Below are 19,054 nucleotides of genomic sequence, written 5' to 3'. Positions count from 1 at the left end.
GTAGGCGCTGATGTGGGACCTGTCAGTGCAGCCACCTAGCATGATGCGCGTGACCGCAGTGCCCTTCACCCGTCCGCCCGCCGCCGCCCGCTCCCACCACGACCAGCTCGTCGTCCGTGGTGCCCGTGAGCACAACCTCAGGGACGTCTCGGTCGAGCTGCCCCGTGACTCGATGATCGTGTTCACGGGCCTTTCGGGCTCGGGAAAGTCGTCCCTGGCGTTCGACACGATCTTCGCGGAGGGGCAGCGCCGGTACGTGGAGTCCCTGTCGGCATACGCGCGGCAGTTCCTGGGCCAGATGGACAAGCCGGACGTCGACTTCATCGAAGGCCTGTCACCCGCCGTCTCCATCGACCAGAAGTCGACGAACCGCAACCCACGCTCCACGGTCGGGACCATCACGGAGGTCTACGACTACCTCCGGCTGCTCTTCGCGCGCGCCGGCCGGCCGCACTGCCCCGTGTGCGGCGAGCCCATCACCCGGCAGAGCCCCCAGCAGATCGTCGACCGGCTCCTCGAGCTTCCGGAGCGGACCAGGTTCCAGGTCCTCGCGCCGGTCGTGCGGGCCCGCAAGGGAGAGTACGTCGACCTGTTCGGTGAGCTGCAGAGCAAGGGTTTCTCCCGAGCCCGGGTGGACGGTCAGGTCGTCTCGCTCACCGAGCCGCCGAAGCTCGAGAAGCAGGTCAAGCACACGATCGACGTGGTCGTCGACCGCCTGGTGGCCAAGGGCGGCGACACCGGCGCCAAGAGGCGGCTGACCGACTCGGTGGAGACCGCCCTCGGCCTGGCGGGCGGCGTCCTGGTCGTGGAGTTCGTCGACAGGGAGGCCGACGACCCGGAGCGAGAACGTCGGTTCTCCGAGCGGATGGCCTGCCCCAACGACCACCCGCTGTCCATGGACGACGTGGAGCCGCGGTCCTTCTCGTTCAACAGTCCCTTCGGCGCCTGCCCGAAGTGCACGGGGCTGGGCACCGAGCTGGAGGTCGACCCCGAGCTGCTCGTCCCCGACGAGGACCTCAGCCTCAACGAGGGCGCCATAGCGCCGTGGGCCCAGGGGAGCGGGTCCGCGGAGTACTTCCAGCGGGTCATGACCGCCCTCGGTGAGGATCTCAAGTTCTCCATGGACACCCCATGGCACGCCCTGCCGGCGCGAGCCAAGGAGGCCCTGCTGCACGGACAGAACTACAAGGTGCACGTCCGCTACCGGAACCGGTACGGCCGCGAGCGCTCGTACACCACGGGGTTCGAGGGTGTCGTGCCGTTCGTCAGACGGCGACACGCCGAGACCGACTCCGAGTGGAGCCGCGAGCGGTACGAGGGGTTCATGCGGGAGGTGCCGTGCCCGCAGTGCAAGGGTGCTCGGCTCAAGCCGGAGTCCCTGGCCGTGACCATCGGAGGCCACAGCATCTCGGGGATCTGCGCCCTGGCCATCGCCGACTGCGCGAAGTTCCTCAAGGAGGTGGACTTCACACCGCGGGAACAGCAGATCGCCGAGCGGGTGATCAAGGAGATCGACGCCCGCCTGGGCTTCCTCCTCGACGTCGGGCTGGACTACCTGTCACTCGACCGCCCGGCAGGCACGCTGTCCGGCGGTGAGGCCCAGCGGATCCGGCTCGCGACGCAGATCGGGTCGGGCCTTGTCGGGGTCCTCTACGTGCTCGACGAGCCCAGCATCGGCCTGCACCAGCGCGACAACCACCGGCTCATCGAGACGCTGACCCGCCTGCGCGACCTCGGCAACACGCTGATCGTGGTCGAGCACGACGAGGACACCATCGCGACGGCGGACTGGGTCGTGGACATCGGTCCTGGGGCGGGGGAGCACGGCGGCATGGTGGTCCACTCGGGTCCCGTGCAGGGCCTGCTCGACCACCCCGACTCCATGACAGGCAAGTACCTGTCCGGGCGCCTGGAGATCCCGACGCCGCAGACCCGCCGGCCGCAGGAGCGCGGCAGGTCCGTCTCCGTCGTCGGAGCTCGCGAGCACAACCTGCACGGCGTCGACGTCTCGTTCCCCCTGGGCAACCTCGTGGCGGTCACGGGGGTCTCGGGCTCGGGCAAGTCGACCCTGGTCAACGACATCCTCTACAACGTCCTGGCCAACAAGCTCAACGGGGCCCGCCATGTGCCGGGACGCCACAAGACCGTCAAGGGTCTGGAGAACCTCGACAAGGTCGTCCACGTCGACCAGAGCCCCATCGGGCGCACCCCGCGCTCCAACCCCGCCACATACACCGGGGTCTTCGACGCCATCCGCAAGCTGTTCGCCACGACGACGGAGGCGAAGATCCGGGGCTACCAGCCCGGGCGCTTCTCGTTCAACGTCAAGGGCGGTCGCTGTGACGCCTGCTCCGGTGACGGCACGATCAAGATCGAGATGAACTTCCTGCCCGACGTCTACGTGCCGTGCGAGGTCTGTCACGGAGCCCGCTACAACCGCGAGACGCTGGAGGTGCACTTCAAGGGCAGGACCATCGCAGACGTCCTCGACATGCCGATCGAGGAGGCCGCCGACTTCTTCGCCGCCGTTCCTGCCATCTCCCGGCACATGAAGACCCTGAACGACGTCGGTCTCGGCTATGTCCGACTCGGACAGCCGGCTCCGACCCTCTCAGGCGGTGAGGCGCAGCGCGTCAAGCTGGCCTCCGAGCTGCAGAAGCGCTCCACCGGACGGACGATCTACGTGCTGGACGAGCCGACGACCGGGCTGCACTTCGAGGACATCCGCAGGCTGCTCGAGGTGCTCCAGGGCCTCGTGGACAAGGGGAACACGGTAATCGTCATCGAGCACAACCTCGACGTCATCAAGAACGCCGACTGGATCGTCGACATGGGCCCCGAGGGTGGTCACGCCGGTGGCCGGGTGGTCGCTGAGGGGACACCTGAGAACGTCGCCCAGGTCGAGGAGAGCCACACCGGGCGGTTCCTCGCGCCGGTCCTGGCCAAGAGCGCTCGCACGCCGCAGCGGCTGACCGGTAGCAAGCGGACTGCGGCGGCGGCAGGCCCCACGCGTCGGGCCACGGCGACCGCCGCCAGGACGCCCGCTGCCGCCAGGTCGACGGCCACGACGACGGGTGCTACCAAGACGGCTGCCACTAAGACGGCTGCAACGAAGAACACGGCTACCAAGAACACAGGGAGCACGACGCCTGCTGCCAAGAGGCCCACTACCACCAAGACGACGGGCGCGAAGACCGCTGCTACCAAGGCCGCTGCTACGAAGACAGCTGCTACCAAGGCCGCTACGAAGTGAGCGGCGGCACCCGGGAGATGCTCCCGGGTGCCGCCGCCTGCCGTGCGCAGAGCACTCCCCTCAGACGTCTCCACCGAGGTACGACGCCTTGACGGCGGGGTCGTTGGCCAGCTCGTCGCCGGTGCCCTCCCGGACGATCTCCCCGGTCTCGAGGATGTAGGCCCGGTGGGCGCGCTTCAGCGCCTGAGCCGCGTTCTGCTCGACGAGGAGCACCGTGGTGCCCTGCTCGTTGATCTCGGTGATGATGTCGAAGATCTGCTGGATCAGCTTGGGCGCAAGCCCCATCGACGGCTCGTCCAGGAGGAGCAGCTTCGGGTTCGCCATCAGCGCGCGGCCGATCGCCAGCATCTGCTGCTCCCCGCCGGACATCGTGCCGGCGACCTGGCTACGCCGTTCCGCCAGGCGCGGGAAGAGCCCGAAGACGCGGTCCCGGTCCTCGTTGATCCTCGGTGACTTCCGGTCGGGGCGCGCGTAGGCGCCCATGTCCAGGTTCTCGATGACGGTCATGCCGACGAAGCAACCGCGGCCTTCCGGGGACTGGGCGATGCCCAGGACCGGGCGCTCGTGCGCCGGCATGGAGGTGATGTCCTCGCCCTGGAACCGCACCGTGCCCTGACGCACCGGCCGCAGTCCCGACACGGTCTTCATGGTGGTCGTCTTTCCCGCACCGTTGGCGCCGATCAGGGTGACGACCTCGCCCTCGCGCACGGTGAAGGAGATGTTGCGGATCGCCTCGATGCGGCCGTAGTTGACGCAGAGCTCGTCGACCTCAAGAAGCATCTTCGTCAACTCCCAGGTAGGCCGCGATGACGGCGGGGTTGTCCTGGATCTCCGACGGGAGGCCCTCGGCGATCTTCTTGCCGAACTCCAGGACGACGATCCGGTCGGTGACGCCCATGACGAGCTTCATGTCGTGCTCGATGAGCAGCACGGTGTAGCCCTGGTCACGGATGGTCTGGATCAGCTCCATCAGCCGGACCTTCTCCGCGGGGTTGAAGCCCGCCGCGGGCTCGTCCAGGCAGAGCAGCTTGGGGTTCGTGGCGAGGGCGCGGGCGATCTCGAGCCGACGCTGGTCACCGTAGGGCAGGTTGCGGGCCAGCTCGTTGGCCCGTCGGTCGAGGCCCATGAACTTCAGCAGCTCGAATGCCCGGTCAAGGCCCTCGGACTCCTCGGCGCGGTGCTTCGGCAGGCGCAGGAGGGCCGACACCATGCCGGTGGAGTGATGCGCGTCGGCGCCGACCAGCACATTCTCCAGCGCGGTCATGTTGTGGAACAGGCGGATGTTCTGGAAGGTTCGGGCGATCCCCAGCTTGGTGATCTGGAACTTCTGGCGCTTGCCCAGCGGGTCGCCCATGAAGCGCACCGCCCCGGACGTCGGCTGGTACACGCCCGTCATGACGTTGAAGCAGGTGGTCTTGCCGGCTCCGTTGGGGCCGATCAGGCCGAGGATCTCTCCCGTGTTGATGTGGAAGGACACCCCGTCGAGGGCCTTGACACCGCCGAACCGGAGGGTCACGTCGTCGACCTCGAGCATCTTGCCGCGAGGGAGGTCGACCAGCTCCTCCACGGTGATGTCGACCGACGTGTCGGGCACCGACTCGGTCGGCTCCGGCGCGACCACCTGGGCCCCGGTCGCACCACCTGTGGACGTCGACTCAGGCATGAGCCACTCCTTCCTCGAGAACCTCTGTCTCCTCGTCCGCCTGCTTCGCCCGGACGGTACGTCGTGGCGGCAGCAGGCCCTGGGGCCGGAAGATGGCCAGGGCCATGAGCGCCATGCCGAAGAGCAGGAAGCGCGCGTCGGACAGGAACCGGAACTTCTCCGGAGCCCAGGTGAGCAGCGCGGCCGCGAGGACGACGCCCCACCGGTTGCCCTGGCCACCCACGACGACCATGGCCACGAAGAGCACGGAGTAGATGATGGTGAAGTTGTCCGGGTTGATGAACGCCTGCTTGGTCGCGAACAACGCCCCGGAGAGCCCACCGATGGCCGCCCCGGTCGCGAAGGCGAGCAGCTTGAAGCGGAAGGTGGGGACGCCCATCAGCTCGGCGGCGTCCTCGTCCTCGCGGGTCGCCTCCCAGGCCCGACCCACGCGGGAGTTCTGCATGAGCCAGTCGAGGAAGAGCACGACCAGCACGATGGTCAGGGTCAGCCAGTAGAACGGGATGGAGTCGGTGACGCTGAACTGCAGGAACCGGGTCTCGTTGCCCAGGTCGATACTGGCCACCGCCCCGTTCCAGACCAGGTGCGGCACGCCGAAGAGGTCGATGCTTGGCGGCGAGGGGATGTTCGAGATGCCGCGGGAGGCCCCCAGCCAGTTCGTGTTGACGAGCACCAGTCGGATGATCTCGCCGAAGCCGAGGGTGACGATGGCCAGGTAGTCGCCGCGGACCCGCAGGGTCGGGGCCCCGAGCAGCACGCCGGAGACCATCGTCACCGCCATGGCAGCCGGGATGCAGAGCAGCAGCGGCAGCTTGCCGTGCTGCGAGCCGAGGACGCCGACGGTGAAGGCGCCCACGGCGAAGAAGCCGATATAGCCGAGGTCGAGCAGCCCGGCATACCCGATCACGATGTTCAGCCCGATCGCCACCAGTGCGTACATCGCGCAGGAGAACAGCACGGCGCCGAAGTCGGAGTCCGTCGTCGTGATGAGCGGCGGGTTGATGATGGGCAGCAGGTACACCAGGAGGACGGCTAGGACCGCGAGCGCGAGCTTCGCAGGGCGGGGGAGCGACCTGAACCGGTCGCCGACGCGATGCAGGGTGGTGGAGACAGTGCTCATGCGCGTGCCTTCCCGAGAGATTCGCCGAGCAGGCCGGTGGGACGGAACAGGAGGATGACGACGAGCAGGACGAACGCGACGACGTCCTTCCAGTTCGACCCGAACAACGCGGACCCGTAGTTCTCGGCCACGCCGAGGATGAACCCGCCCAGCAGCGCGCCCCGCAGGTTGCCGATGCCGCCGAGCACCGCGGCGGTGAAGGCCTTGACGCCGAGGATGAACCCCGCGTTGTACCGGGTGACGCCGATCTTGAGCAGGTACATCATCGCCGCGGCCCCCGCCATGAGGCCGCCGATGAGGAAGGTGAGGCGGATGACGCGGTCACGGTTGACGCCCATGAGCGCGGCCGCCTCCGGGTCCTGCGCCACTGCGCGGATGCCGCGGCCGAGGCGGGACCGCTTGATGAACTGGTCGAGGATGACCATCATCACGATGGCGGACACCAGGACGATGACGTCGATGTTGCTGACGTGGTAGTTGAAGACGTAGAAGAGCCGCTTCGTCTCCACCTGCAGCGGGAAGGGCAGGTTCTCCCGCGGGCGGCCGAGGTAGTCCTGCAGCCCGCTGGCGTTGAACCACTTCAGCGGCTTGTCGCGCAGGCCCATGAGCTCGGACAGCGTGAAGGAGGCCCCGATCGCCGAGATGAGCGCGATGAGCGGTGGGGAGTTCCGCTTGCGCAGCGGCCGGTAGGCCACGAACTCCAGGAGCAGGGCCACGATCGCGGAGACCGCCATCGCGGCCACGAGCCCGAGGATGAGGTAGCCGGCCAGCCCCAGCCCCGAGGCCTTGCCGGCGCCGGCCGCCATGAGGACCCAGACGGCCGCGAAGCTGCCCCACATGAAGACCTCGGAGTGCGCGAAGTTGATCAGGCGCAGCACGCCGTAGACCAGCGTGTACCCCAGGGCGACGAGCGAGTAGACGGCCCCGATGGCCAGCCCCGTGATCGTCAGCTCCCAGAAGTGGGTGAGTAGAAGATCCATCAGACCTCCGTGTGTGGTGGACGGCCGCGGCGTGCCGGCTCGGTCCGCGTCCGGACGAGAACACGGTAGCGGCCAGGACCGCCCAATGGGTCAGCCCTGGCCGCTACCACAACAGCTGTTACTTGATTTCCTGATCCGGCACGATCTTCCCGCCCTTGACCTTGTAGGCCCAGACGGAGACCTCGGCGGGCTCGCCCTTGGCGTCGAACTTGACGTTCTTGGTGACGCCCTGCTGAGAGTAGGAGCCGATGAACGACGTCATGTCGGCCGAGGACGTCTTGCCCGCCTTGATGGCGGCGAGGAAGACGTTCGCCGCGTCGTACGCCTCCGCGGAGTACGTCGCGGGGTCCGAGCTGTACGCCTTCTTGTAGGCGGTGGCGAACTCCGGGGCCTTGTCCGGGGGCAGGCACGGGCAGGTGACGATGGCGCCCTCGGAGGCGGAGCCGGCGGCCTTGATGAAGCCGTCGTCCTTGACGCCGTCCGCGGCCACGAAGGTTCCGTTGTAGCCGGCAGCGCGGAGCTGCTTCACCAGGAGCGCAGCCTCGGCGTAGTAGCCACCGAAGAAGATGGCCGGCGCCTTGGAGGCGGTCACCTTGGTGACGGTGCCGGAGAAGTCCGTCTGCTTCTGCTGGATGGCGTCGCTCCCGGCCACCATGCTGCCGAGGTCCTTGCGGACGATGTCGGCCAGGCCCTTGCCGTACTCCGACGAGTCGTCGACGACGTACGCCTTGGGGGCCTTGAGGATCTCCTTGATGTACTTCGCCGCGGCGGGGCCCTGGGTGGCGTCGTTGCCCAGGATGCGGTGGAAGGTCTTCCAGCCGTTCTCCGACAGGGCCGGGTTGGTGGCCGACGCGGAGATGATGTTGAGGCCGGCCTTGTCGAAGATGGGGTCCGCAGCCTTGGACTCACCCGAGAAGGCAGGTCCGACGATGCCGACGAGCTTCTTGTCGGCGACGGCCTTCTGGGCGAGGCCGGGCGCGATGGCAGGGTCGCCCTGGCTGTCGAACGAGGTGAGCGTGACCTTGCAGTCGGCGTTCTTCTCGTTGTACTGGCTGACGGCGAGCTCGGCACCGTTCTTGATGTTGATGCCGAGGTTGGCGGCGTCACCGGTGAGGGCGCCGAAGAAGCCGATCTTGAGGTCGCACGCCTTGCCGCCGCCGCTGGAACCGGCGTCGTTGGTGGTGCCACCACAGGCACTCAGCGCGAGGGCAGCCGCCACGAGCGGCGCGCCAATCTTGAAGACGGAACGCAAGACTCCTCCTGAAGTCACGTTGGGGCTCGCGGGCACCGAGCCCACGGTTACCCCGGGTGGGGTGTGTGCAGACTATGCCGCCGTTCACAACCGGTGGGGGGACATCGCACACATGCGTGATCGTGTCGTTACCTCTTCACAGGCAACAAAAGTTGTGTTAATCGGACCCCGGCGGTGAACCTTTGGGCACGCCTCGGCTTTCACACAGTTCTGACCTGCATACTCGTCACCGGTCCGTCCCCCGGCGGCCGCTCACCGAAAGGAACCGCATGACCCACGCAGAAGACCTCCGGACCACCGGCCCGAGCCGGCGCACGGTGCTGGGCACGGCGGGGCTCGCCGGCCTCGGCGCCGCTGCCCTCGCCGGGTGCGGCTCCGGCCAGGACGCGGCAGGCGTCGCCGGGTCCGCCTCGGACGCGGTGGCCGGCGCGGTCAAGGACGCCATCTCCAAGACCAGCATCCCGGTGGGTGGCGGCAAGGTCTTCGCCGACGCGAAGGTCGTCGTCACGCAGCCCACCTCAGGAGACTTCAAGGCGTTCAGCGCCGTGTGCACGCATCAGGCCTGCGTGGTCAGCGACGTCGCGGGCGGCACGATCAACTGCGCCTGTCACGGCAGCAAGTACGACATCACCACCGGCGCGGTGAAGAACGGTCCGGCCACCGCGCCACTGCCCGAGAAGAAGGTGAGCGTCAGCGGCGACGGCATCAAGGTCACCTGACGCCGCCAGGTGCCTCCCCGCCTCGCCACAGAGTCGGTGGCACTTCATAGAGTGGAGGCGTGGCTGACCCCTCGACCTACCGACCCGCTCCAGGGGAGATCCCCGTGGACCCAGGGGTCTACCGGTTCCGGGACAAGGCGAAGCGCGTCATCTATGTCGGCAAGGCGAAGTCACTGCGGCCGAGGCTCTCGTCGTACTTCCAGGATCTGGCCCAGCTGCACCCCCGGACCGCGACCATGGTCACCACCGCGGCCAGCGTCGAGTGGACGGTCGTCTCCACCGAGGTGGAGGCGCTTCAGCTGGAGTACTCCTGGATCAAGGAGTTCGACCCTCGGTTCAACGTCAAGTACCGCGACGACAAGTCCTATCCGTACCTGGCGGTGACGCTCGGGGACGAGTTCCCCCGGGCCCAGGTGATGCGCGGTGCCAAGCGGAAGGGCACCCGCTACTTCGGTCCCTACGCCCACGCCTGGGCGATCCGGGAGACCCTCGACCTGCTGCTCAGGGTCTTCCCGGTGCGGACCTGCTCCTCGGGCGTGTTCAAGCGGGCCGCCCAGGTCGGCCGGCCCTGCCTGCTCGGCTACATCGACAAGTGCTCCGCACCCTGCGTCGGCCGGGTGAGCGCCGAGGAGCACCGGGCCATCGCCGAGGACTTCTGCGACTTCATGGCCGGGAACACGACCCGCTTCGTCAAGCGGCTGGAGCGCGACATGGCCGCCGCCTCGCAGGCGCTGGAGTTCGAGCAGGCCGCGCGGCTGCGCGACGACCTCGGGGCCCTGCGCAAGGCCTTGGAGAAGTCTGCCGTCGTCCTGGGCGACGGCACGGACGCCGACGTCTTCGCCCTCGCGGACGACGAGCTCGAGGTCGCCGTGCAGGTCTTCCACGTGCGCGGGGGCCGGGTGCGCGGACAGCGCGGCTGGGTGGCCGAGATGGACGCGGAGTCCGTGCCGGAGATCGTGGGACACCTGCTGCAGCAGGTGTATGGCGGGGAGTCCGGTGAGGGCGTCCCGCGGGAGGTGCTCGTCCCGGTTCTTCCGGAGGACCCGGACGCGGTGTCCGCGTGGCTGGCATCCCTGCGGGGGTCCTCGGTGGACCTGAGGGTCCCGCAGCGCGGCGACAAGCGGACCCTTCTGGAGACCGTGCGGCGCAACGCCGAGCAGTCGCTCGCCCGGCACAAGCTCGCGCGGGCCGGCGACCTGACGGCGCGCAGCCAGGCCCTCCAAGAGCTGCAGGCCACTCTCGACCTCGCGGACGCGCCGCTGCGCATCGAGTGCTACGACATCAGCCACATCCAGGGGTCCCAGGTGGTGGGCTCGATGGTGGTCTTCGAGGACGGGCTGGCGCGCAAGTCCGAGTACCGCCGCTTCGTCATCCGTGGGGAGGACGTCGACGACACGGCTGCCATGGACGAGGTGCTCACGCGCCGGTTCCAGCGCTACCTGGAGGAGCGCGACGTCGCCTCCGACGTCGAGCTGGGAATGGACCCCGAAGCCGGTCCGGAGCGCATCGACCCCGACACCGGGCGGCCGAAGAAGTTCGCGTACCCCCCGAACCTGGTCGTGGTGGACGGTGGGCTCCCGCAGGTCAACGCAGCCCAGTCGGCGCTTACGGCACTGGGGATCGACGACGTCGCGGTGGTCGGGCTGGCGAAGCGGCTGGAGGAGGTCTGGGTGCCCGGCCATGACTACCCAGTGATCCTCCCGCGCACGAGCGAGGGACTGTACCTCCTGCAGCGCGTGCGGGACGAGGCGCACCGGTTCGCCATCACCTTCCACCGGCAGCGCAGGTCGAAGGCGATGACGGCCAGCGCGCTCGACGGCATCCCCGGCCTGGGCGAGACCCGCAAGAAGGCGCTGCTGCGCCACTTCGGCTCCGTGAAGCGCCTGAGGGCGGCCGAGGTCGAGGACCTTCGGTCCGTTTCCGGGATCGGGCCTGCGCTGGCCGCGACCATTGCGGCAGAGTTGGGCAAGACGGACACCGCAGCGCCGGCCGTGAACCTCATGACCGGTGAGATCGTCGATGCCGAGGGTGACGGCTGACGATGGCAGGTGAGGACCAGGACCACCTTCGACCCGCAGGGGGCAGCGCAGTGAGCAGTACGCCGCAGAGCGGGGACCGGCACACTGAGCTGGTCATCGTCACCGGGATGAGCGGGGCCGGCCGCTCCACGGCGGCCAACGTGCTCGAGGACTCCGGCTGGTACGTGGTGGACAACCTGCCACCCCATCTGCTGGTGTCTCTGGCCGAGCTCGCGACGGAGTCGGCCCGCAGTGACGAGCTGCCCCGGCTCGCGGCGGTGGTCGACGTGCGCGCTCGCGGCTTCTTCGCCCACCTGCAGACGGCGGTCGACCAGCTCCGGGTATCCGGGTGGCATCCCAACCTCGTGTTCCTCGACGCCACCGACGAGGCCCTCGTACGACGCTTCGAGTCGGTGCGGCGACCCCACCCCCTTCAGGGGGAGGGCCGGCTGCTGGACGGCATCCTGCGTGAGCGCGAGCTGCTCGCGGACCTGCGCTCCGGTGCGGACGTCGTGATCGACACGTCCGGGCTCAACGTCCACCAGCTCGCCAAGAAGGTGCACTCCGTCTTCGCCGGCAGCCGGGGGCCCAAGGTGCGGATCGCCGTGATGTCCTTCGGCTTCAAGTACGGTGTGCCGCTGGACTCGGACTTCGTCTTCGACCTCCGCTTCCTGCCCAACCCGTTCTGGATCCCCGAGCTGCGTCCCTTCACCGGACAGGACAAGGCCGTTGCCGACTACGTCCTGGGACAGGAGGGCGCCCCCGAGTTCGTCGACCGGGTCATCGACCTCATGGCACCCGTCACCCACGGGTACGTCCGCGAGGGGCGGCGCTATGCCACCCTCGCCGTCGGCTGCACCGGTGGGAAGCACCGGTCCGTGGCCGTCGCCGAGGCGCTGCGCGACCGGCTCACCAGTGCCGACGTCGCCACCTTCGTCGTGCATCGCGACCTGGGGCAGGAGTGAGCGGACCCGCGGTCGTCGCCCTGGGTGGCGGGCATGGGCTCGCCGCGTCCCTGGAGGCCCTGAAGCTCGTCTGCGACGACATCACGGCCGTCGTGACGGTCGCCGACAACGGTGGCTCCTCCGGCCGCCTGCGCGACGAGTTCGACGTGCTGCCCCCCGGCGACCTGCGGATGGCACTGACCGCTCTGTGCGACGACACCGAATGGGGCCACACCTGGCGTGACGTGCTTCAACATCGCTTCCGGGGTGACGGGCCGCTGGCCGGCCACGCCCTCGGAAACCTCCTCATCGCCGCGCTGTGGGACCTGCACCACGACCCGGTGACCGGCCTGGACCTCGTCGGCCGCCTGCTGAACTGCCGTGGGCGGGTGCTGCCGATGGCCGCCGTGCCGCTCGAGATCACGGCACGGGTGCAGGGGGTCGACCCCGAGGAGCCGGACGCTGTCGCCACAGTGCGCGGCCAAGTCGCCGTGGCGACCACCCGCGGGACGGTGCGCAGCATCGCCCTGGAGCCGTCGGACCCTCCGGCGGCTGCGGCCACCGTCGCAGCGGTCCGGGACGCGGACTGGGTGATCCTGGGGCCCGGTTCATGGTTCACGTCCGTGATGCCGCATCTCATGGTCCCCGCGCTTCGCGACGCCCTGCACGACACCTCGGCGCGCCGGGTGCTCACCCTGAACCTGGAGAGCTCCGGCGAGACGGCAGGCTTCACGGCGGCGAGCCAGGTGGAGGTCCTGGCGGACCACGCCCCCCGGCTCCGCCTCGACGTGGTGCTCGCCGACCCTGGCGCCGTGGACGACGAGCCCGGGCTGCGGGCGGCCGCCTCGCGGCTGGGAGCGGAGCTGGTCATCTCGGCCGTGGCCAAGCGGGGAGCCCCCGGCCACCATGACACGCTGCGGCTCGCTGCGGCATACCGTGACCTCTTCGGCTCATGACGGACCCGACGGGCCCGGCAAGGCGACGACGCGAGATGGCAGGATGACGGCATGGCGATGACGGCGAGAGTCAAGGACGAGCTGAGCAGACTCGACGTCACTAAGACCTGCTGCCGCAAGTCCGAGGTGGCGGCCACCCTGCGGTTCGCCGGCGGGCTGCACATCGTCGGGGGTCGCATCGTCGTCGAGGCCGAGCTCGACACGGCCAACGCCGCCCGACGGCTCCGCAAGAGCATCGGCGATCTCTACGGGCACCCGAGCGAGGTCCTGGTGCTGGCGGCCGGCGGGCTGCGCAAGGGGAGCCGGTACGTCGTCAGGGTGGTCCAGGACGGCGAGGCGCTGGCCAGGCAGACCGGCCTCATCGACGCCCGTGGCCGTCCGGTCCGCGGTCTGCCCCCGAAGGTCGTCAGCGCCTCCGCCTGCGACGCCGAGGCGGCGTGGCGTGGGGCGTTCCTTGCGCACGGCTCGCTGACCGAGCCGGGCCGGTCGTCCGCGCTCGAGGTGACCTGTCCCGGCCCCGAGGCCGCGCTCGCACTGGTGGGCGCGGCTCGCCGCCTCGGCATCCAGGCGAAGGCCCGCGAGGTACGCGGCGTGGACCGGGTGGTCATCCGCGACGGCGACGCCATCGGCGCCATGCTCACCCGGCTGGGGGCGCACGAGGCTGTGCTCGCCTGGGAGGAGCGCCGGATGCGCCGCGAGGTGCGGGCCACGGCGAACCGACTGGCCAACTTCGACGACGCCAACCTGCGCCGCTCGGCACGCGCGGCCGTGGCGGCGGGAGCCAGGGTCCATCGTGCGATGGAGATCCTGGGCGAGGAGATCCCGGACCACCTGCGGGAGGCCGGTGCCCTCCGGCTGGAGCACAAGCAGGCCTCCCTGGAGGAGCTCGGCCAGCTCGCCCAGCCGCCCATGACGAAGGACGCTGTCGCAGGCCGGATCCGACGGCTCCTCGCGATGGCGGACAAGCGGGCCCAGGACCTCGGAATCCCGGGCACCGACGCGAACCTCACCCCCGACATGCTCGACGCATGAGGAGGGTCACCGTCGTCGGTACGGGCTACGTAGGACTGTCGATCGCCGTCCTGCTGTCCCAGCGGCACGAGGTCGTGGCCCTCGACATCGACGAAGCGCGGGTGGCGGCGCTGCGTGAGGGTCGCAGCCCCATCGTGGACCCGGACATCGAGGGTCTCCTGGCGGCAGGGCAGCTCCGGCTGTCCTTCACCACCGACCCGGCCGAGGCGTACGACGGGGCCGAGTTCGTCGTCATCGCCACCCCCACGGACTACGACCCGGAGACGAACTACTTCGACACGTCCACGGTCGAGAGCGTCGTGAAGGACGTCAACGGGCACAGCCCTGATGCCGTCATGGTGATCAAGTCGACGGTGCCGGTGGGCTTCACGCGCGACCTGTCGGCGCGGCTGGGGCTCGACACGGTCATCTTCAGCCCGGAGTTCCTCCGGGAGGGCAAGGCGCTCTGGGACCTCTTGCACCCGTCCCGCATCGTGGTGGGGGAGCGCAGCGAGCGGGCCGCGGTCTTCGCCGGGCTGTTGGCCGAGGCGGCCGTGCAGGACGACGTCCCCGTCCTGCTGACCGACAGCACCGAGGCGGAGGCCATCAAGCTGTTTGCCAACACGTTCCTGGCCATGCGCGTCGCCTTCTTCAACGAGCTCGACACCTTCGCGGTGACGCATGGGCTGGACAGCCGGCAGATCATCGACGGGGTGGGGCTTGACCCCCGCGTCGGGCAGTTCTACAACAACCCCTCCTTCGGCTATGGCGGCTACTGCCTGCCCAAGGACACCAAGCAGCTGCTGGCCAACTACCAGAACGTCCCGCAGAACCTCATCGAGGCGATCGTCAACGCCAACACGACGCGGAAGGACTTCGTCGCGACCGACATCCTCCGCAGGCGTCCCAAGGTGGTCGGCATCCACCGGCTCATCATGAAGGCGCAGTCGGACAACTTCCGGGCGAGCAGCGTCCAGGGAATCATGAAGCGGATCAAGGCCAAGGGCGTCGAGGTGGTGGTCTACGAGCCGGGGATCTCGGCGGAGCACTTCTTCGGTTCACGCGTCGTCCGTGACCTCTCCGAGTTCAAGGCCTGCTCCGACGTGATCGTGGCCAACCGGATGGTGCCGGAGCTGGCGGACGTCGTGGAGAAGGTCTACACGCGCGACCTGTTCGGCGGGGACCAGTAGCGGCTGCGGGTTACCGGGCCGTACACCGGACCACGGTGTCGCCGCGGTCCGGCCATCGAATAGGCTCGACGGCGAACGACTCCGCCGCCGCAGCGGCATACCGTCTCCTCTGTGAAGGACTAGGCATCGTGACTGTTCGCGTAGGTATCAACGGCTTCGGCCGCATCGGCCGCAACTTCTTCCGCGCCGTGCAGGCCTCCGGCGCCGACATCGAGGTCGTTGCGACCAACGACCTCATGAACAACAAGACGCTGGCCCACCTGCTCAAGTACGACTCGATCCTCGGGCGCTTCCCCGGCGAGGTGACCTACGACGAGACGTCGATCACTGTGGGCGGCAAGTCCATCCGGGTCTTCGAGGAGCGCGACCCCGCCAAGATCGACTGGGCGTCGGTCGGCGCTGACATCGTCGTGGAGTCCACCGGCTTCTTCACCGACGCCACGAAGGCGAAGGCGCACATCGACGGTGGCGCCAAGAAGGTCATCATCTCGGCACCAGCCTCCAACGAGGACATCACGATCGTCATGGGCGTCAACGACGACCAGTACGACGCCGCCTCACACACGATCATCTCCAACGCCTCCTGCACGACGAACTGCCTCGGCCCGATGGCCAAGGTGCTGAACGACGAGTTCGGGATCGTCAAGGGGCTGATGACCACGATCCACGCGTACACCCAGGACCAGAACCTCCAGGACGCCCCGCACAAGGACCTCCGCCGGGCCCGCGCCGCCGCCCTCAACATCGTGCCCACCTCCACGGGAGCGGCCAAGGCGATCGGTCTGGTGCTGCCCGAGCTCAAGGGCAAGCTGGACGGCTACGCCCTGCGGGTCCCGGTGCCCACCGGCTCGGCAACCGACCTCACCTTCGAGGCGTCGCGGGAGACCACCGTGGACGAGGTCAACGCGGCGGTGAAGGCGGCTGCCGAGGGGCCGCTCAAGGGCGTTCTGGTGTACACCGAGGACCCGATCGTCTCCAAGGACATCGAGACCGACCCGGCGTCGTGCATCTTCGACGCGGGACTCACCAAGGTCATCGGCAACCAGGTGAAGGTCGTCGGCTGGTACGACAACGAGTGGGGCTACTCCAACCGCCTGGCGGACCTGGTGTCGCTCGTCGGCCAGTCACTCTGACGGCATGAGGTCCGTCTCCGAGCTGGGCGACCTGCGCGGAAAGCGCGTTCTCGTCCGGTCCGACCTCAACGTGCCCCTCGACGGCACGACCATCACCGACGACGGTCGCATCCGTGCGTCCGTCCCGACCATCAAGGCGCTCGCGGACGCCGGGGCTCGCGTGGTCGTGTGCGCCCACCTCGGCCGTCCCAAGGGGGCGCCCGAGGAGCGGTACTCCCTGCGGCCCGTGGCCACCCGGCTGGGCCAGCTGCTGGGCAGGGACGTGACGTTCGCGACCGATACCGTGGGCGAGAGCGCTCGCGCCGAGGTGGCGTCGGCGCAGGACGGCGACGTCGTGGTCCTGGAGAACCTGAGGTTCAACGCGGGCGAGACGGCGAAGTCGGACGAGGAGCGAGCGGAGTTCGCCGCGAGCCTGGCCGAGCTCGCCGACGCGTACGTCTCCGACGGCTTCGGTGTGGTGCACCGCAAGCAGGCGTCCGTCTACGACGTGGCACGCCTCCTGCCGGCGGCGGTGGGTGGCCTCGTGGAGCGGGAGGTCGAGGTGCTGCGGCGGCTCACCGTCGACCCCGAGCGGCCGTACGCGGTTGTGCTGGGCGGCGCGAAGGTCTCGGACAAGCTGGGGGTCATCGACAACCTGCTGCAGACTGCCGACCGGCTGCTCGTGGGAGGTGGCATGGTCTTCACGTTCCTCAAGGCCCAGGGGTACGAGGTGGGCACCAGCCTCCTGGAGGCTGACCAGGTCGAGCAGGTGAAGGGCTACCTCGAGCAGGCGAAGGAGCGCGGCGTCGAGATCGTGCTGCCCGTGGACATCGTTGCGGCCACCCGGTTCTCCGCCGACGCCGAGTACGAGGTGGTGCCCGCCGGCGCCATTCCGGCCGACCGCATGGGCGTAGACATCGGACCCGAGTCCGGGGTCCTCTTCGCCGAGAAGCTTCGCGACGCACGGACCGTCTTCTGGAACGGCCCGATGGGTGCCTTCGAGATGGAGCCGTACGCCGCGGGCACGGCCGCGCTGGCGCAGGCCCTGGTCGACGTCACGAGCAAGGGCGGGCTGACCGTCGTCGGCGGTGGCGACTCGGCCGCCGCCGTCCGCCAGCTGGGCTTCGAGGACGACCAGTTCGGGCACATCTCGACGGGAGGCGGGGCGAGCCTGGAGTACCTCGAGGGCAAGGAGCTGCCCGGCCTCGCCGTCCTGGACGAGGAGACCGGCCACTGATGGCGGCGAACACCGCCGGGCGCACACCGCTCATGGCCGGCAACTGGAAGATGAACCTGGACCACCTCCAGGCCACCCACCTGGTCCAGAAGCTCGACTGGACGCTGCGCGACGGAAAGCACGACTACGCCGCGGTGGAGGTCGTCGTGCTGCCGCCCTTCACCGACCTGCGTTCCGTGCAGACCCTCATCGACGGTGACCGGCTCGAGCTGCGGCACGGCGCGCAGGACCTCTCGACGCACGACAGCGGCGCCTACACCGGCGAGATCTCGGGGGCCTTCCTGGCCAAGCTGGGCTGTACGTATGTCGTGGTGGGACACAGCGAGCGGCGCGAGTACCACGGCGAGAGCGACAGCGAGGTCAATGCCAAGCTGCAGGCGGCGCTGCGTCATGGCCTGGTGCCCATCCTGTGCGTCGGTGAGCCGCTGCACGTCCGCCAGCCGCGTGACCACGTGGATTACGTGCTGGCGCAGGTGGAGGCGTGCCTCGACGGTGTCCCGGCGGAGCAGGTAGGCCCACTGGTCATCGCGTACGAGCCGGTGTGGGCCATCGGGACCGGTGAGGTCGCCACCCCCGAGGACGCCCAGGAGGTCTGTTCGGCCATCCGGACCAAGGTCGCCGAGCTGTACTCGGGCTCCGTCGCCGACGGGATGCGCATCCTCTACGGCGGCTCGGTGAAGGCGAGCAACGTGGCCGCCATCATGGCGCAGGAGGACGTGGACGGCGCCCTGGTCGGAGGTGCCTCGACGGATGCCGCGCAGTTCGCGTCCATCTGCCGCTACCGCGACCACCTTGCCTCCGTGTGAGCACCGAACAGGTATCCTGAACCTCGCTGCCTTGGTGGTGGCGGACCGTAGTCGACTCGAGATTGGTGCATCGTGGAAGCCGTACGTATCGGCCTGCAGGTCCTGCTGGTCATCGGTGGTCTGTTCCTGACGCTGCTGATCCTGCTCCACAAGGGCAAGGGCGGCGGTCTCTCCGACATGTTCGGTGGAGGGATGTCCACGTCACTGGGCTCGTCGTCGGTGGCCGAGCGCAACCTCGACCGCTTCACCATCGCAGTGGGCGTCGTCTGGTTCGCCTGCATCGTGGGCATCGGCCTCATCGACCGCTTCTCCTCCTGATCGAAAGGCAGCCTCACAGCTATGGCAGGTGGCAACGCAATCCGCGGTAGCCGAGTCGGCGCCGGTCCCATGGGCGAGGCCGAGCGAGGCGACGCAGCCCCGCGGGTGTTCGTCTCGTACTGGTGCGCGAACGGCCACCAGACCCGGCCCAGCTTCGCCGAGGAGCCCGGTCTCGCGGTGCCCGAGACGTGGGACTGCCCGAGGTGCGGCTTCCCCGCCGGCCAGGACGAGGCCAACCCTCCGGCGCCACCGAAGGTCGAGCCGTACAAGACGCACCTCGCCTACGTGAAGGAGCGTCGCTCGGACGCGGACGGCAAGGCGATCCTCGACGAGGCGCTGGCCACCCTTCGCGAGCGCAAGCTCATCCAGTAGCGCCGCACCATCCGGCGACTTCGTATGCGGTCGGCCGCGCTGGCAGCCGCACCATCCGGCGACTTTGTATGCGGTCGGCCGCGCTGGGGGCCACTATCGGCCG

At 69.0% G+C, this 19,054-nt stretch carries 17 protein-coding genes; 12 read left to right on the top strand and 5 right to left on the bottom strand.

The annotated features are described in order from the left end of the window. Positions 1 to 40 precede the first annotated feature (40 nt). Complete coding sequence (gene uvrA, locus PHA84_RS17495; RefSeq protein ID WP_270889425.1) at positions 41 to 3,253, top strand: excinuclease ABC subunit UvrA; 3,213 nt, start codon at positions 41 to 43, stop codon at positions 3,251 to 3,253. Between the two features lie 60 nt (positions 3,254 to 3,313). Here the strand turns inward: uvrA and PHA84_RS17490 are convergent, their stop codons facing one another. From PHA84_RS17490 to PHA84_RS17470, 5 genes are all read right to left on the bottom strand, one after another. Continuing rightward, positions 3,314 to 4,033: an ABC transporter ATP-binding protein gene (locus tag PHA84_RS17490; RefSeq protein WP_270889424.1), complete on the bottom strand. Its 720-nt coding sequence runs from the start codon at positions 4,031 to 4,033 to the stop codon at positions 3,314 to 3,316. Further along, complete coding sequence (locus tag PHA84_RS17485) at positions 4,023 to 4,916, bottom strand: ABC transporter ATP-binding protein (protein ID WP_270889423.1); 894 nt, start codon at positions 4,914 to 4,916, stop codon at positions 4,023 to 4,025. Before PHA84_RS17485 ends, PHA84_RS17490 begins: the two co-directional genes overlap by 11 nt. Beyond that, positions 4,909 to 6,036, bottom strand: a complete 1,128-nt coding sequence (locus PHA84_RS17480; protein WP_270889422.1) for a branched-chain amino acid ABC transporter permease — start codon at positions 6,034 to 6,036, stop codon at positions 4,909 to 4,911. Before PHA84_RS17480 ends, PHA84_RS17485 begins: the two co-directional genes overlap by 8 nt. After that, positions 6,033 to 7,016 (bottom strand): branched-chain amino acid ABC transporter permease, encoded by a 984-nt coding sequence (locus PHA84_RS17475; RefSeq protein WP_270889421.1) that lies wholly within the window; start codon positions 7,014 to 7,016, stop codon positions 6,033 to 6,035. Before PHA84_RS17475 ends, PHA84_RS17480 begins: the two co-directional genes overlap by 4 nt. Before the next feature lie 118 nt (positions 7,017 to 7,134). Beyond that, positions 7,135 to 8,268: a branched-chain amino acid ABC transporter substrate-binding protein gene (locus PHA84_RS17470; RefSeq protein ID WP_270889420.1), complete on the bottom strand. Its 1,134-nt coding sequence runs from the start codon at positions 8,266 to 8,268 to the stop codon at positions 7,135 to 7,137. A 269-nt stretch (positions 8,269 to 8,537) separates the two neighbouring features. Here PHA84_RS17470 and PHA84_RS17465 point away from each other — a divergent pair, with 269 nt between their 5' ends. The 11 genes from PHA84_RS17465 (at position 8,538) to PHA84_RS17415 (ending at position 18,951) form a co-directional block, all read left to right on the top strand. After that, a complete protein-coding gene (locus tag PHA84_RS17465; protein WP_270889419.1) occupies positions 8,538 to 8,987 on the top strand; it encodes a Rieske (2Fe-2S) protein in 450 nt (149 codons plus the stop codon). A 59-nt stretch (positions 8,988 to 9,046) separates the two neighbouring features. Further along, positions 9,047 to 11,026 (top strand): excinuclease ABC subunit UvrC, encoded by a 1,980-nt coding sequence (gene uvrC, locus PHA84_RS17460; RefSeq protein WP_270889418.1) that lies wholly within the window; start codon positions 9,047 to 9,049, stop codon positions 11,024 to 11,026. Positions 11,027 to 11,028: 2 nt separating this feature from the next. Further along, positions 11,029 to 11,970: an RNase adapter RapZ gene (gene rapZ / locus PHA84_RS17455; protein ID WP_442952929.1), complete on the top strand. Its 942-nt coding sequence runs from the start codon at positions 11,029 to 11,031 to the stop codon at positions 11,968 to 11,970. Further along, on the top strand, positions 11,967 to 12,905 hold the full coding sequence (locus tag PHA84_RS17450; RefSeq protein WP_270889416.1) for a gluconeogenesis factor YvcK family protein: 939 nt from the start codon (positions 11,967 to 11,969) through the stop codon (positions 12,903 to 12,905). Before rapZ ends, PHA84_RS17450 begins: the two co-directional genes overlap by 4 nt. Before the next feature lie 51 nt (positions 12,906 to 12,956). Then, a complete protein-coding gene (gene whiA / locus PHA84_RS17445) occupies positions 12,957 to 13,937 on the top strand; it encodes a DNA-binding protein WhiA (RefSeq protein ID WP_270889415.1) in 981 nt (326 codons plus the stop codon). Continuing rightward, entirely contained in the window at positions 13,934 to 15,106 is a 1,173-nt protein-coding gene (locus PHA84_RS17440; protein ID WP_270889414.1) for a nucleotide sugar dehydrogenase, read from the top strand. Before whiA ends, PHA84_RS17440 begins: the two co-directional genes overlap by 4 nt. Before the next feature lie 128 nt (positions 15,107 to 15,234). Continuing rightward, entirely contained in the window at positions 15,235 to 16,239 is a 1,005-nt protein-coding gene (gap, locus tag PHA84_RS17435) for a type I glyceraldehyde-3-phosphate dehydrogenase (RefSeq protein ID WP_270889413.1), read from the top strand. A 4-nt stretch (positions 16,240 to 16,243) separates the two neighbouring features. After that, the gene (locus PHA84_RS17430) at positions 16,244 to 17,455 is read left to right on the top strand and encodes a phosphoglycerate kinase (RefSeq protein WP_270889412.1); all 1,212 of its coding nucleotides are present in this window, start codon (positions 16,244 to 16,246) and stop codon (positions 17,453 to 17,455) included. Next, positions 17,455 to 18,261, top strand: coding sequence for a triose-phosphate isomerase (gene tpiA / locus PHA84_RS17425; protein ID WP_270889411.1), 807 nt, complete (start codon positions 17,455 to 17,457; stop codon positions 18,259 to 18,261). The genes PHA84_RS17430 and tpiA overlap by 1 nt, the downstream gene beginning before the upstream one ends. A gap of 72 nt (positions 18,262 to 18,333) precedes the next feature. Beyond that, on the top strand, positions 18,334 to 18,579 hold the full coding sequence (gene secG, locus PHA84_RS17420; protein WP_270889410.1) for a preprotein translocase subunit SecG: 246 nt from the start codon (positions 18,334 to 18,336) through the stop codon (positions 18,577 to 18,579). 21 nt (positions 18,580 to 18,600) lie between these two features. Continuing rightward, positions 18,601 to 18,951, top strand: a complete 351-nt coding sequence (locus PHA84_RS17415) for an RNA polymerase-binding protein RbpA (protein ID WP_179422783.1) — start codon at positions 18,601 to 18,603, stop codon at positions 18,949 to 18,951. Positions 18,952 to 19,054: the final 103 nt, after the last annotated feature.

The sequence above is a fragment of the Pedococcus sp. 5OH_020 genome (genome assembly GCF_027812955.1).
In the GTDB taxonomy this organism is placed as follows: domain Bacteria; phylum Actinomycetota; class Actinomycetes; order Actinomycetales; family Dermatophilaceae; genus Pedococcus.
Note: the sequence above shows the minus strand (reverse complement) of the source record. Positions and strands in the feature narration are given on the sequence as shown.

Excerpts from the sequence above, each read along its gene's own strand:
- PHA84_RS17485 (WP_270889423.1), bottom strand. The coding sequence starts at position 4,916 with ATGCCTGAGTCGACGTCCACAGGTGGTGCGACCGGGGCCCAGGTGGTC.
- rapZ (WP_442952929.1), top strand. The coding sequence starts at position 11,029 with ATGGCAGGTGAGGACCAGGACCACCTTCGACCCGCAGGGGGCAGCGCA.
- uvrA (WP_270889425.1), top strand. The coding sequence starts at position 41 with ATGATGCGCGTGACCGCAGTGCCCTTCACCCGTCCGCCCGCCGCCGCC.
- PHA84_RS17440 (WP_270889414.1), top strand. The coding sequence starts at position 13,934 with ATGAGGAGGGTCACCGTCGTCGGTACGGGCTACGTAGGACTGTCGATC.
- whiA (WP_270889415.1), top strand. The coding sequence starts at position 12,957 with ATGGCGATGACGGCGAGAGTCAAGGACGAGCTGAGCAGACTCGACGTC.
- PHA84_RS17415 (WP_179422783.1), top strand. The coding sequence starts at position 18,601 with ATGGCAGGTGGCAACGCAATCCGCGGTAGCCGAGTCGGCGCCGGTCCC.
- PHA84_RS17475 (WP_270889421.1), bottom strand. The coding sequence starts at position 7,016 with ATGGATCTTCTACTCACCCACTTCTGGGAGCTGACGATCACGGGGCTG.
- PHA84_RS17490 (WP_270889424.1), bottom strand. The coding sequence starts at position 4,033 with ATGCTTCTTGAGGTCGACGAGCTCTGCGTCAACTACGGCCGCATCGAG.
- PHA84_RS17480 (WP_270889422.1), bottom strand. The coding sequence starts at position 6,036 with ATGAGCACTGTCTCCACCACCCTGCATCGCGTCGGCGACCGGTTCAGG.
- PHA84_RS17465 (WP_270889419.1), top strand. The coding sequence starts at position 8,538 with ATGACCCACGCAGAAGACCTCCGGACCACCGGCCCGAGCCGGCGCACG.
- PHA84_RS17430 (WP_270889412.1), top strand. The coding sequence starts at position 16,244 with ATGAGGTCCGTCTCCGAGCTGGGCGACCTGCGCGGAAAGCGCGTTCTC.
- tpiA (WP_270889411.1), top strand. The coding sequence starts at position 17,455 with ATGGCGGCGAACACCGCCGGGCGCACACCGCTCATGGCCGGCAACTGG.